The organism is Nonomuraea aurantiaca (assembly GCF_020215705.1).
Lineage (GTDB): Bacteria > Actinomycetota > Actinomycetes > Streptosporangiales > Streptosporangiaceae > Nonomuraea > Nonomuraea aurantiaca.
This window is the reverse complement of the sequence record NZ_JAIWNB010000001.1, coordinates 1135861-1147826: the sequence shown is the minus strand read 5'-3', so window position 1 is coordinate 1147826 and position 11966 is coordinate 1135861. Positions and strand designations below refer to the sequence as shown.

Below are 11966 nucleotides of genomic sequence, written 5' to 3'. Positions count from 1 at the left end.
TGTGGTGGGCCTTCCCGGCATGCTGATGTGATCGGCGTGATTCCATCGGAGGATCGCCTCTTCCGCGAGCTCAACGCGGCGATGGGGCAGGGCGCGAGCCCCGACGAACTGGGCGAGGCGATCTCGCGCGCCGTCTCGCGGTGGGTGAGTCATGACGCGCTGCGGCTGGTCGGCACCAGCCCGGCGACCGGACTGGGACTCGGGTCCTTCAGCTTCTGGCACCGCTACGAGCCGGCGCTCATCCGCGCGCTCGCGATGAGCCGCTACCTCGACGACGATCCGTGCCGCCCGGCCGCGCTGGCCCGGCGGCCCGTGCCGGTGGGCCTGGTGGGCGCGGGATGCGGTGGCAGCCGCTGCAAGCAGCACGGCGAGGGGCCGTGCGACCTGCACGGCGACCGGCTGACGCGGGAGGTGCTGCTGGCGCACGGTGCGGGCTGCGAGCTCCGGCTGCTGCTGCGCGACTCCCACGGCGTGTGGGGGTTGCTCGGGCTGATCCGCTCGGAGGGCGGCCGGCCGTTCGGCGCCGAGGACGCGGACAGAGCGGTGCGGCTGGCCCCGGCGCTGCTGTCCGCGCTGCGCCGCTATGTGACCGTCGCGCCGCTGACCCCGTCGTTCCCGGCACTGCCCGCGGGCCTGATCGTGATAGGCGCCGACCACGCCGTCCACTCGGTCACACCGCAGGCCCGCGCGTGGCTGGCGCAGATGTGGACGCCCGGCCGGTGCGACCTGCCCGGCTGGCTGGCCGACACCTCGATGATCGGCCTGTCACTCGACACGCGGACGTACGCCCGCGACCCGGGCTCCTGGCGGCCGCTGATCTGCGCGCCCGCGGCCAGCTTCGGCCGCTGGACGGCGATCGAGGGCCAGCCCCTCTCCCCCGACGGCGACGGTGACGTGGCCATCGTCATCCAGGCGGCCACCGGCCCGCTGCTGCTCCCGTCCTTCTGCGACTGGTACGGCATCACGCCGCGCGAACGGTGCGTCGTGGAGTGCCTGTACGACGGAGCGGCCCCCAAGCAGATCGCCCGCCGCCTCGACCTGTCGGTGCACACGGTCAACGACCACCTGAAGGCGGTGTTCCGCAAGACCGGCGCCAGCGGCAGAGACGAGCTCATGGCCGCGCTGACCAGCTGACGGCCGTCACCCCTTGACGGCGCCGGCCGTGAGCCCTTCGACGATGTAGCGGCGGATCGCGGCGAACAGCACCAGCGTCGGCAGCACCGAGACCACGGTGGCGGCGGCCATCGAGCCCCAGTCGATGTCGTACTGGGTGATGAAGGAGTTCATGGCGACGGGGATGGTCTTGGCGTCCTCGCTGTCGATGAACGTGATCGCCAGGAACAACTCGTTCCAGCACTGCACGAAGGCGAAGATGAACGTCGCGGCGATGCCCGGCAGCATGACCGGGATCACCACCCGGACCATGGCGACCAGCCGGGAGGCGCCGTCGACCTGCGCGGCTTCCTCGAGCGCCACGGGGATGCGCTCGTAGAAGCCGCGCATGATGATCGTGGCGAACGGCACCAGCATGGCGATGTACACGAGCATGAGCCCGGCCAGCCGGTTGAGCAGGTCGAGGTCGGACATCAGCAGGTAGAGCGGGCCGAGCGCGATGAACAGCGGGAGCATCTGGGTGACCAGGAACGCCAGCATGAGCGCGCCCCGCCCGGGGAAGCTGAAGCGGGCCAGCGTGTAGCCGCCGAGCACGCCGATCATGGTCACCGCCCCGGCCGCCACCAGCGAGACGAGCAGGCTGTTGAGCAGGTAGGTGCCGAAGTCGGCGAAGGAGAACAGGTCCGCGTAGTGCTCGAACGTCACGTTGCCCGGCCAGTATTTGATCGGCATCGAAAAGATCTCGACCTTGGGCTTGAGCGAGGTGACGACGATCCAGTAGAGGGGGAAGAGCGTGATCAGCAGCCAGACGCCGAGCACGATCACTTTGGCCAGGCGTCTCATCGGGCCTTCTCGAATCGGGTGGCGTTCAGGTAGAAGACGCTGAAGGCGAGCAGCAGGCCGAGCACGAGCATGCCGACCGCGCCGCCCCGGCCGTAGTCGCCGCCGATCACCTGCTGGATGAGGAACGTGGTGATGATGTCGGTGCTCCCCGCGGGTCCGCCGCCGGTCATCGAGTAGATCAGGTCGGGGAAGTTCAGGATCCAGATGATGCGCAGCAGCACGATCAGCGCCAGCGTCGGCCGGATGTGCGGCAGCGTCACGTGCCAGAACTGCCTGAGCCGTGACGCCCCGTCCACGTCCGCCGCCTCGTAGAGCTCGCGGGGCACCGACTGCAGGGCCGCCATGATCATGATGGCGAAGAACGTCACGCCGTACCAGACGTTGGCGACGATGACCGAGGTCATCGCCCACCCGGGCGTCGCGAGGAAGCCGATGCGGTGCTCGATGATCCCGCTCCTGAGCAGCAGGTCGTTGATCACCCCGAACTGCCCGTTGAACATCCACCGCCACAGCAGCCCGATCAGGAACCCGGACATCGCCCAGGGGAAGAACACCCACGCCTGGTAGAGCCCCCGGCCGCGGAAGTGCCGCCGCAGCAGCAGCGCCAGCCCGAAGCCGAGGAAGAACTGGAAGAACAGCGACACGGCCACCCAGGTGCCGGTGTTGCGGAGCGCCGTCCAGAACCGGTCCTCGGCCAGCACCGCGCGGAAGTTCTCCAGGCCCACGAACGGCGTCGAGGTCAGGTCGAACAGGTTGTACTGCTGGAAGGCGATGATCGCGCCGCGGATCACCGGGTAGTACGTGAAGAGCACCACGAACACCACGCCGGGCAGCAGGCACAGGGCGATGAACCTGGCCTTGCGGGTGGTGAACGCGGGCCTGGCGGATCCCACGCTCACGAGACCTTCTTCGCCTGGTCCGTCCAGAACGCGTCCCACGACTTGAGCACCTCGGCCGTGGTCTTCTTGCCGGTGAGCAGCGCCTGCACGTCACGGTCGGAGTCGACCTGGAACTGGCTCCAGCCCGGGTAGTCGACCGGCCGGATCGTGATCACCTGCTTGGGGTCCTGCTGCGCCTGGAGGTAGGCCTTCCAGGCGCCCTGGGAGAACTGCGGGTCGCCCTGGGCCTGCTTGGAGATCGGGATGAGCGAGTTGCCCTTGGCGAAGGCGATGCTCTGCTTGGCCTCCGACAGGAACTGCACCAGCTTGACCGCCTCCTTGGGGTGCGCGCTGAAGGAGGTCGCGCCCCAGCCGGCGTAGCCGACCGGCTGGAAGGCGTAGCCCGACGGGCCCTTGGGGATCGGGGCCGTGGACCAGGTCTTGACCGAGCTCTCCTCGACCGTCTTGATCACCTCGGGGTCCTGGATGAGCATGCCGGTGACGCCCGAGGTGAAGCCCTGGACCATCTCCGGGTAGCCCCACGACACCGAGTCGGGCGGCGAGATCTCTTTGAAGATCTTCACGAACAGGTCCGTGGCCTGGACGGCCTCGGGGGTCGAGAAGATCGTCCGCTTGTCCTTGAGGAAGAAGGATTTCTCGGGGTTCAGGGCCTCGCCGTTGTAGGCGCTGATCATCTGGACCACATAGTCGGCGCCGCCCTTGCCACCCCGGAAGGAGTAGCCGAACCTGTCGCCCGAGGTCATCTTCTTGCCGGCCTCGTAGAGCTCCTGCCAGGTCGTGGGCGGCTGGGCCATGCCCCAGTCGGTCCGGTAGAACAGCGTGCGCTCATAGAAGCCGTACGGGATGAGGTACGGCTTGCCGCCGACCTCGACCGCCTTCTTCTGGGCCAGCTCGGTCAGGTCCGACCAGCCCGCCCATTCCGTGGTCGGCAGCACGGCCAGCCAGCCGTTGTTGGAGAAGGACTTGGCCGTGTGGTCGCGGACCTCCAGGACGTCCAAGCCCTTCTTCGTCTGCAGGATCTGGGTGATCTTCTGGTCGGCGCTGTCGAGCGGCGGCGAGATCAGCTCCACCTTGACCTTCGGGTTCGCCTTCTCGAAGTCCGCGATCAAGGTCTTGATCAGCTTCGTCCGTTCGGGACTGGTCAGGCTCTCGATCATGCGCAGCCGTACCTCTCCCGAGGACGACGACCCGGAGCCGCAGCCCGCGAGCACCAGTGTTGCCGCGGCGAAAACAGGAAGGAGGGGGGTTCTCATCTGAGCCTCCAGAGAGGAAAGACAGCGCTGTCAATCACGCTAGGGGACTGGCACCCTCCAGCGCTAGACCGAGGTCCTTGATCAACGTATCGGCGGGTTCCAGCCCGACCGACAGGCGGACCAGCCCGACCGGGATGCCCATGGTCGCTCGCACGCTCTCCTCGGTCGAGAGCGCGGGCGCGTTGACCAGGCTCTCAAAGCCTCCCCACGACACCCCGATCCTGAAATATCGCAACAAATCAATGAATGCTGCGACCACCGGCCGGGAGTCGGTGTCCAGTTCCAGGCTGAACAGGCTGGAGAAGCCGGACATCTGGCGAAGTGCCTGCGCGTGACCGGGATGCGAGGGCAGCCCCGGATAGTTGACCCGCCGCACCGCCGGATGATCCGCCAGGAAGCCGGCCACCGCCAGCCCGCGCTCCTGGTGCGCCGCCATCCGTACCGGCAGCGTACGCAGCCCCTTGATCACCTTGGCCGCGTCGTGCGGCGACATGGCCGCCCCGTAGAGCTGGTACTCGGTCAGCGCCAGCGGCCTGATGAGCCGCGACGGTCCGATCACCACGCCGCCGACCAGGTCGCTGTGGCCGCCGATGTACTTCGACAGCGAGTGCACGACCAGGTCCACCCCGAGCGTCAGCGGCTTCTGGAACAGCGGCGTGGACCAGGTGTTGTCCATCACCGTCACCAGCCCCCGCTCCCGCGCCCACGCGGTCACCTCCGCGATGTCCACGACGGCGTAGGCCATGTAGGAGGGAGACTCGAAGTAGAGTAGGCGGGTGCTCGCCGTGATAGCGCTGTCACAGCCCTCAAGATCATCGACGTGCGTATGCGTGACGCCGAACTTCTCCAGGTAACGCAGGAACTGGGTGGTGGGCCCATAGACCGCGCCCAGCACCAGCACATGGTCACCGGTCTTCACCAGCGAGGAGATCGTCGCGGCGATCGCGCCCATGCCAGAGGCGAAGCACTTGGCCCGCTCCCCCCGCTCCAGCGCGGCGAGCTTGCGCTGCGCCAGGTCGACCGTCGGGTTGGTGCCCCGCCAGTAGACGTAGCGCTCGTCCTCGTTCCTGATCGCCTCACCCAGTTCGCCGGCCGTCTCGAAGGTGAACAGGGAGTTCTCGAACACCGGCGGGTTGACCGCGCCCAGCATCCACGGCTCGTCCTCGCCCAGCCGTCCACAGATCCAGTCATCATCCATGGGGGCACCATATGACAGGCCACAAGGGAGCCATCAACCCGACTATGGCCGACGTCGCCAGGCGCGCGGGTGTGAGCCTGAAGACCGTATCGCGGGTGGTCAACCAGGAGCCGCACGTGAGCGCGCCACTGCGGCAGCGGGTGCAGGAGGCGATCAGCGCGCTCGGCTTCCGCCGCAACGAGGCGGCCAGCCGGCTGGCCCGCCGGGCCACCATGCTGACGCTCGGCCTGGTCATGGAGAACATCTCCAACGAGTTCTACTCCCGCCTGGCCAAGGCGGTGGAAGCGGCGGCGGCCGAGCACGAGGCGCTGGTCATCTTCGGCTCCTACGAGGAACGGCCGGAGCGGGAGCGGATGCTCGTGGAGTCCATGTACGCCCGGGGGGTCGACTCGCTGATCATCGTGCCGTCGGCCGCCGACCACGGCTGGCTCGCCGAGCACGGCGGCCTGACCACGGTGTTCGTGGACCGGGTGCCACATGGCCTGGAGCAGGCGGACGTGGTGCTGCTGGACGACGTCAGGGGCGGCCGGATGGCGACGGAGCACCTGCTGAGGCACGGACACCGGCGCATCGGGCTCATCTCCGACGATGACGGGCTGAGCTCGGTCCACGACCGCGCCTCCGGCTACCGCGCGGCGCTGCGGGCGGCGGGAGTGGCGGTGGACGAGTCGCTGGTGGTGCGGGAGGTGTTCGACCCGTGGCGGGCCGGGGAGGAGGTGACGCGGCTGCTGTCGCTGGCCGACCCGCCGACGGCGTTCTTCGCCACCAACAACCGGGCCGCGATCGGCATCCTCCAGGCACTGCGCGAGCGGCCCGAACGCCCGGCGTTCGTGGGGTTCGACGACTTCGCGCTGGCGGAGGTGTTCAACCCGGGGGTGACGGTGGTGCGCTACGAGGTGACGCGGCTGGGCCGGAGCGCGGTGGACCTGCTCCTGGACCCCTCGGACCAGCAACGGCGGGTCAAGGTCCCGGTCGAACTGATCACCCGCGGCTCCGGCGAGCAGCCCCCTCAGGGCCGGCCCTCTTAGGACGAGCGGGGCCGCCAGTCGCCGCGGTCCAGGTCGAGGTCCTCCGGGGTGTGCAGACGGACCATGGTCCGCGCCACCCCCGCCGGGACCCGGTGCGGGGTCAGGAACGACACCGACACCATCACCGCGAACGCGATCGGCACGGTCCAGGCGGCCGGCTGGGCCAGCAGGGCGCCCGCGAGCCCGTCCCATGGCCCGCCGGTGATCGTGGCCAGCACCGCCGCGCTGGCCAGCCCGCCACCCACCAGCAGGCCGGCGAGTGCGCCCGCGGTGCTGAGCCGGCGCCACCAGATGCCGAGCACGAGCAGCGGGCAGAACGACGAGGCGGCCACCGCGAACGCCAGTCCCACCACGTCGGCCACCGGCAGGGCCCGCGCCCACAGCGCCAGGACCAGCGGCACCGCGACCGCCATGAGCGTCGCGGCCCTGAACGAGCGGACGCTGCCCTTGAGCAGGTCCTGGGCGATCACCCCGGCCACCGACACGGTCAGCCCCGACGACGTGGACAGGAACGCCGCGAACGCCCCCGCCGTGACCAGCGCGGTCAGCAGGTCGCCCAGGGTGCCGCCGACCATCCGCTCCGGCAGGGTCAGCACGACCGCGTCGGTCCCCACCAGGTCGGGCACGTACATCCGGCCCAGCCAGCCGTACAGGGCGGGCAGCAGGTAGAACGCGCCGAGCAGCGACAGGACCACGAGCGTGGTGCGGCGGGCGGCCCGGCCGTCCGGGTTGGTGTAGAAGCGGACGAGCACGTGCGGCAGGCCCATCGTGCCGAGAAAGGTGGCCAGGATCAGCGAGTACGTCGAGTACAGGCCGTACTCCTTGCCGCCGGCGAGCGGCACCTGCCAGGTGGCCGCGTCGGCCGCGCTCACCGTGGGCGCCCCGTCCGCGCGCCACGCCATGAGCAGGAACACCAGCGGTACGGCCAGCGCCGTCAGCTTGAGCCAGTACTGGAAGGCCTGCACGAACGTGATCGACCGCATGCCGCCCGACAGCACGTTGACCGCCACCACGGCCGCCACCAGCAGCCCGCCCACCCACACCGGCGCCCCGGTGACCGTCCGCAGCACCAGGCCCGCGCTCTGGAACTGCGGCATCAGGTAGAGCCAGCCGATGAGCACGACGAGCACGCTGGCCGTGCGGCGCACGGTCATCGACTCCAGCCTGGCCTCGGCGAAGTCGGGCAGCGTGTACGCGCCCGAGCGGCGCAGCGGCGCGGAGACCAGCACGAGCAGCACGAGGTAGCCGCCGGTCCAGCCGACGGGCAGCCACAGCATGTCGGCGCCGAACGACAGGATCAGCCCCGCCACGCCGAGGAACGAGGCCGCCGACAGGTACTCGCCGCCGATCGCCGAGGCGTTCCACAGCGGGCTGACCGAGCGGGAGGCGACATAGAAGTCGGAGGTCGTACGGGAGAACCGGATGCCGAACGCCCCGATGAGCACGGCCGCCACCACCACGACCACGACCGCGGTGAGGCTCATGGGCGTTCGACCAGGTCGGCGAAGTGGCGCTCGTTGCGTTCCGCCTGCCGTACGTAGAGCCAGGCGCCCACGACGAAGGCGGGGTAGATGAGGCCGGCCAGCACCGCCCACGGCAGCGGGATGCCCAGCAGGTCCGCCTCGCGCAGCTCCGGGATGGCCAGGAACAGCAGCGGCAGACCGCACACCACGCACGCCAGCACCGTGCAGACGAACAGGGCCAGACGGAACTGGGTGCGCAGCAGCGAGCGCATGTACACCTCGCCGAGATGCGTCTGCTCGTCGATCTCACGGGTGGCCGGGTAGCGGGGGCGGCGCGCGGCGGCGGTCCGGGGACTCGTCACCGTGACCCGGCGCGCGGTGTCGTGGCGGGCGAGCGGCACCCGGCGGGCGGGGCGGGGCTCCGGGCTCACTCCGGCCGTCCTCTCTTGGCCCTGCGGACGAGCATGTCGCGCAGTTCGCGGGTGTGGCGGCGGCTGACCGGGATCTCGGTGTCGCCGACCCGGACCGTGCACTTGCCCGAGTCGATGTGCAGCTCCTCGATGTGCTTGACCGCGACCAGGTGGCTGCGGTGCACCCGGACGAACCCGGCCGAGGCCCAGCGGTCCTCCAGCGTGGCCAGCGGGATGCGTACCAGGTGGCTGCCCGCGGCGGTGTGCAGGCGGGCGTAGTCGCCGTGCGCCTCGACGTAGACCACGTCGGCGCTGGAGACGAACCGGGTCACGCCTCCCAGCTCGACCGGAATCGTGTCGGATTCGCCGAGCTCGACCGGTACGTCAGCCGAGACGGCCACCCGCCTGATCGCCTCGGCCAGCCGTTCGGGGCGCACCGGTTTGAGCAGGTAGTCCTCGGCCTTGATCTCGAAGGCGTCGACCGCGTGCTCCTCGTACGCGGTGACGAACACGACCCTGGGCGGGTTGGCGAACTGCGACAGCAGCCGCCCGAGCACCACGCCGTCGAGCCCGCGCATCCTGATGTCGAGGAAGACGGCGTCGATCGGCCGGCCGTCGGCGATGGCACGGTCGAGCAGCCTCAGCGCCGCGGCGCCGTCCCTCGCGGTGGCCACCTCCCCGATGCGAGGATCGGCGCGGAGCAAGTACGACAGGTCTTCCAGAGCGGGTAGCTCGTCGTCGACGGCGAGGACCCGGAGTTGTGCCATAGACAGTGATAAAACAGACAACAAAGATCGAGGTCAACGGGCCGAGACGCCGGGGTGATACTTCGGCAACCTGATGTTGACCTTCGTGCCCGCTCCGGGGCCTGTCTCGACGACCAGCCCGTACTCGTCTCCGTACACCTGGCGGAGCCGCTCGTCCACGTTGGCCAGCCCCACGCCGCCCGCGGGGGCTATCTCACCGGCGAGGATGCGGCGCAGGTTGTCGGGCTCCATGCCGAGGCCGTCGTCCTCGACGTTGATGCGGCACTCGGCTCCGGCGTCCTCGGCGACGATCGTGATGCGGCCGACGCCGTTCTTGCTCTCCAGGCCGTGGCGGACGGCGTTCTCCACCAGCGGCTGCAGGCACAGGAACGGCACCGCGACCGGCAGCACTTCAGGGGCGATGCGGAGGGTCACCTGGAGCTGGTCGCCGAAGCGGGCGCGTTCCAGGATCAGGTAGCGGTCGATCGAGCGCAGCTCCTCGGCCAGCGTGGTGAACTCGCCGTGCCTGCGGAAGGAGTAGCGGGTGAAGTCGGCGAACTCCAGCAGCAGCTCGCGGGCGCGTTCGGGGTCGGTGCGGACGAACGACGCGATCGTGGTCAGCGAGTTGTAGATGAAGTGCGGCGAGATCTGCGCCCGCAGCGCCCGTACCTCGGCCTCCATCAGGAGGGTGCGGGAGCGGTCCAGCTCGGCCAGCTCCAGCTGCGAGTCCACCCACCCGGCCACCTCCTGGGCGGCCCTGACCAGCCCCGCCGAGGCATGCGGGCCGTAGGCCGCCAGCGCGCCGACGACCCGGTCGTCGGTGGTGAGCGGTACGACCACGGCGTGCCGGATCGGGCATTCGAGCAGCTCGCACTCGATGGCGAGCACCTGGGTGCGGCCGTCCTTCAGCGTCGCGCCCGCGTGCTCGAACGCCTGACTCGCGTGGTGCTCCCCCGCGCCGTCGTAGACGAGCAGCCGCTTCCCGTCGGTGATCGCCAGCGCCGAGGAGCCGAGCAGCGTACGCAGGTGCCGCGACGCCTTCTGGACGGCCTCCTCGGTCAGCCCGGCGCGCAGCGGCGGCCCGGCCAGAGACGCGGTGTGCAGGGTCTCGAACGTGGCCCGCTCAGCCGGGCTGGTGCCCAGCTCGCGCCGCCCGCGCAGGACCCTCCAGAGCACGATCGCGGGCACGCCCACGAGCACGGTCACCACGGCGACTCCGACCAGGTACTCCACGTCGCCGGAGCTTAATGCCCGCCTTGACGCTTTTGCAGTCTCGATCTACGTTCCGACAAAAAGCAAGGAGTTCTGTCATGGGCCTCGATCCGAAGTACACACCGGCGGGCTGGGTCGGATGAATCGCTGGTTACTCGCGGCAGCCGCGGTACTCTTCCAGCTCGCACTCGGCGCCGTCTACTCCTGGAGCGTGTTCTCCAAGGCGCTCCAGGCCAAGGCCAGCGACTTCGACCTCACCAAGGCAGAGGCCGCGCTGCCGTTCTCGGTGACGATCGGCATGATCTTCCTGGGCACCTTCATCGGCGGCCGGATCCAGGACATGCGCGGCCCCCGGCCGGTCGCCCTGGCGGGCGGCGTGCTCTACTCGGCCGGCATCCTGCTGGCCGGCTTCGCCGCCGATCACTCGCGGTTATGGCTGCTCATCCTCGGCTACGGCGTCATCGCGGGCTTCGGCCTCGGGCTCGGTTACATCGTGCCGATCGCCATGCTGCAGAAGTGGTTCCCGGACAAGCGCGGGCTGATCACCGGGATCGCGGTGGGCGGCTTCGGCTTCGGCGCCGTGGTGACCTCGCCCGTCGCGCAACGGCTGGTGGAGTCCAACCCGGTGGTGCCGACCCGGGCGTTCCTCACGCTCGGGGTGGCGTACCTGGTGATGACACTGGTGGGCGCGTTCTTCTTCCGCAACCCGCCGGCGGACTACCAGGTGGCCGCGACCGGGCGGATCGCCGCCAGCGGGCGCGAGTACACGCAGGGCGAGGCGCTGCGTACGCCCCAGTGGTACCTACTGGCCGGCGTCCTCTGTCTCAACGTGACCGCGGGCATCGCGCTCATCTCGGTGATCAGCTCGGCCGCCACGTCCATCGCCGGGTACACCGCGGCCGCCGCGGCCACGCTGACCGGTGTCATGGGGCTGTTCAACGGTGCCGGGCGGATCTTCTGGGGCTGGATCTCGGAGCGGACCGGGCGGATGGTCGCCTTCGCCGGGATGCTCGGCCTGCAGGGGATCTGCTTCCTGCTGCTCGGCCACGCCTCGCAGGTGGCCGTGTTCGCGGTCCTGTCGGCGGTGGTCTATCTCTGCTACGGCGGCGGGTTCGGCACCATGCCCGCCACCGCGGGCGACTTCTTCGGCCTGCGCAACGCGGGAGGCATCTACGGGCTGATGATCGTGGCCTGGAGCGTGGGCGGCATCGTCGGGCCGCTGCTCGCGGCCGCGCTCATCTCGGGCGACAACTACACGACGGCGTTCACCGTGATCGGGATCATCGCGCTGGTGGCCCTCGTGCTGCCGCTCGTCACCCGGCCGCCGAAGGCCGAGCGGGTCGTCACTCCGCAGGAAGCGCTTTAGCGATCAGCTCGGCATAGGACCGCGCCTCGTCCTCGGAGGCGTACTTGGTGCGGGGCCAGAAGAAACCGCGCAATCCGTCCTTCGGGTTGCGCGGCACCACGTGGACGTGCAGATGGGCCACGCTCTGGCTGATCCGGTTGTTCATCGCGACGAACGTGCCGGCCGCCTCCAGGCCCTCCTCGACCGCGCGGGTCACCAGCTGGACCCGCTCGAAGAAGGGGCCGACGTCGTCGAGCTCGCCGAAGGTCTCGACATGGATCCTCGGTACGACCAGGACGTGGCCCTTGAAGACCGGGCGGACGTCGAGGAAGGCGACGGCGACCTCGTCGGAGTGGACGATGTGGGCGGGCCGCTCGCCCGCGACGATCTCGCAGAACAGGTCGTTGCTCACCGGCCGACCCTACCGGGCTTTATCAGGCGGACCTGTCCGGGCGG

General features: G+C 69.7%; 12 protein-coding genes. 3 read left to right on the top strand and 9 right to left on the bottom strand.

Annotated elements, in window-relative coordinates; translation table 11 throughout:
* Positions 1-36 precede the first annotated feature (36 nt).
* Positions 37-1134 carry a helix-turn-helix transcriptional regulator gene (locus LDL49_RS58210; RefSeq protein WP_225289726.1) on the top strand — a complete coding sequence of 366 codons (1098 nt, stop codon included), beginning with the start codon at positions 37-39 and terminating at the stop codon, positions 1132-1134.
* 6 nt (positions 1135-1140) lie between these two features.
* Here LDL49_RS58210 and LDL49_RS05200 read toward each other — a convergent pair whose 3' ends face one another.
* From LDL49_RS05200 to LDL49_RS05185, 4 genes are read right to left on the bottom strand one after another with little or no spacing between them, the layout of a single operon-like run.
* Positions 1141-1956, bottom strand: a complete 816-nt coding sequence (locus LDL49_RS05200) for a carbohydrate ABC transporter permease (RefSeq protein WP_225289725.1) — start codon at positions 1954-1956, stop codon at positions 1141-1143.
* Complete coding sequence (locus LDL49_RS05195) at positions 1953-2855, bottom strand: carbohydrate ABC transporter permease (protein ID WP_225289724.1); 903 nt, start codon at positions 2853-2855, stop codon at positions 1953-1955. The genes LDL49_RS05200 and LDL49_RS05195 overlap by 4 nt, the downstream gene beginning before the upstream one ends.
* Entirely contained in the window at positions 2852-4108 is a 1257-nt protein-coding gene (locus tag LDL49_RS05190; protein WP_225289723.1) for an ABC transporter substrate-binding protein, read from the bottom strand. Before LDL49_RS05190 ends, LDL49_RS05195 begins: the two co-directional genes overlap by 4 nt.
* 34 nt (positions 4109-4142) lie before the next feature.
* A complete protein-coding gene (locus tag LDL49_RS05185) occupies positions 4143-5306 on the bottom strand; it encodes a trans-sulfuration enzyme family protein (RefSeq protein WP_225289722.1) in 1164 nt (387 codons plus the stop codon).
* 11 nt (positions 5307-5317) lie between these two features.
* On the opposite strand from LDL49_RS05185, the gene LDL49_RS05180 reads away from it, so the two are divergent.
* Positions 5318-6334, top strand: coding sequence for a LacI family DNA-binding transcriptional regulator (locus LDL49_RS05180; RefSeq protein ID WP_225289721.1), 1017 nt, complete (start codon positions 5318-5320; stop codon positions 6332-6334).
* Here the strand turns inward: LDL49_RS05180 and LDL49_RS05175 are convergent.
* Genes LDL49_RS05175 through LDL49_RS05160 form a run of 4 tightly spaced genes read right to left on the bottom strand, consistent with a single transcriptional unit; the run spans position 6331 to position 10186 of the window.
* Complete coding sequence (locus tag LDL49_RS05175) at positions 6331-7818, bottom strand: sodium/solute symporter (protein ID WP_225289720.1); 1488 nt, start codon at positions 7816-7818, stop codon at positions 6331-6333. The genes LDL49_RS05180 and LDL49_RS05175 overlap by 4 nt on opposite strands.
* Entirely contained in the window at positions 7815-8228 is a 414-nt protein-coding gene (locus LDL49_RS05170) for a hypothetical protein (protein WP_225289719.1), read from the bottom strand. The genes LDL49_RS05175 and LDL49_RS05170 overlap by 4 nt, the downstream gene beginning before the upstream one ends.
* Entirely contained in the window at positions 8225-8974 is a 750-nt protein-coding gene (locus tag LDL49_RS05165; protein ID WP_225289718.1) for a LytR/AlgR family response regulator transcription factor, read from the bottom strand. Before LDL49_RS05165 ends, LDL49_RS05170 begins: the two co-directional genes overlap by 4 nt.
* Positions 8975-9007: 33 nt before the next feature.
* Entirely contained in the window at positions 9008-10186 is a 1179-nt protein-coding gene (locus LDL49_RS05160) for a histidine kinase (RefSeq protein ID WP_225289717.1), read from the bottom strand.
* Positions 10187-10304: 118 nt separating this feature from the next.
* Between LDL49_RS05160 and LDL49_RS05155 the strand changes: the two genes are divergently transcribed.
* Positions 10305-11531 (top strand): L-lactate MFS transporter, encoded by a 1227-nt coding sequence (locus LDL49_RS05155; RefSeq protein ID WP_225289716.1) that lies wholly within the window; start codon positions 10305-10307, stop codon positions 11529-11531.
* On the opposite strand, the gene LDL49_RS05150 is transcribed toward LDL49_RS05155, so the two are convergent.
* Complete coding sequence (locus LDL49_RS05150; protein WP_225289715.1) at positions 11509-11922, bottom strand: HIT family protein; 414 nt, start codon at positions 11920-11922, stop codon at positions 11509-11511. The two genes, LDL49_RS05155 and LDL49_RS05150, sit on opposite strands and share 23 nt — an antisense overlap.
* Between the last annotated feature and the right edge of the window lie 44 nt (positions 11923-11966).

Bases quoted from the DNA above. Each gene is read 5' to 3' on its own strand.
- LDL49_RS05155 (WP_225289716.1), top strand. From the start codon at position 10,305: ATGAATCGCTGGTTACTCGCGGCAGCCGCGGTACTCTTCCAGCTCGCA.
- LDL49_RS05185 (WP_225289722.1), bottom strand. From the start codon at position 5,306: ATGGATGATGACTGGATCTGTGGACGGCTGGGCGAGGACGAGCCGTGG.
- LDL49_RS05175 (WP_225289720.1), bottom strand. From the start codon at position 7,818: ATGAGCCTCACCGCGGTCGTGGTCGTGGTGGTGGCGGCCGTGCTCATC.
- LDL49_RS05200 (WP_225289725.1), bottom strand. From the start codon at position 1,956: ATGAGACGCCTGGCCAAAGTGATCGTGCTCGGCGTCTGGCTGCTGATC.
- LDL49_RS05165 (WP_225289718.1), bottom strand. From the start codon at position 8,974: ATGGCACAACTCCGGGTCCTCGCCGTCGACGACGAGCTACCCGCTCTG.
- LDL49_RS05180 (WP_225289721.1), top strand. From the start codon at position 5,318: ATGACAGGCCACAAGGGAGCCATCAACCCGACTATGGCCGACGTCGCC.
- LDL49_RS05190 (WP_225289723.1), bottom strand. From the start codon at position 4,108: ATGAGAACCCCCCTCCTTCCTGTTTTCGCCGCGGCAACACTGGTGCTC.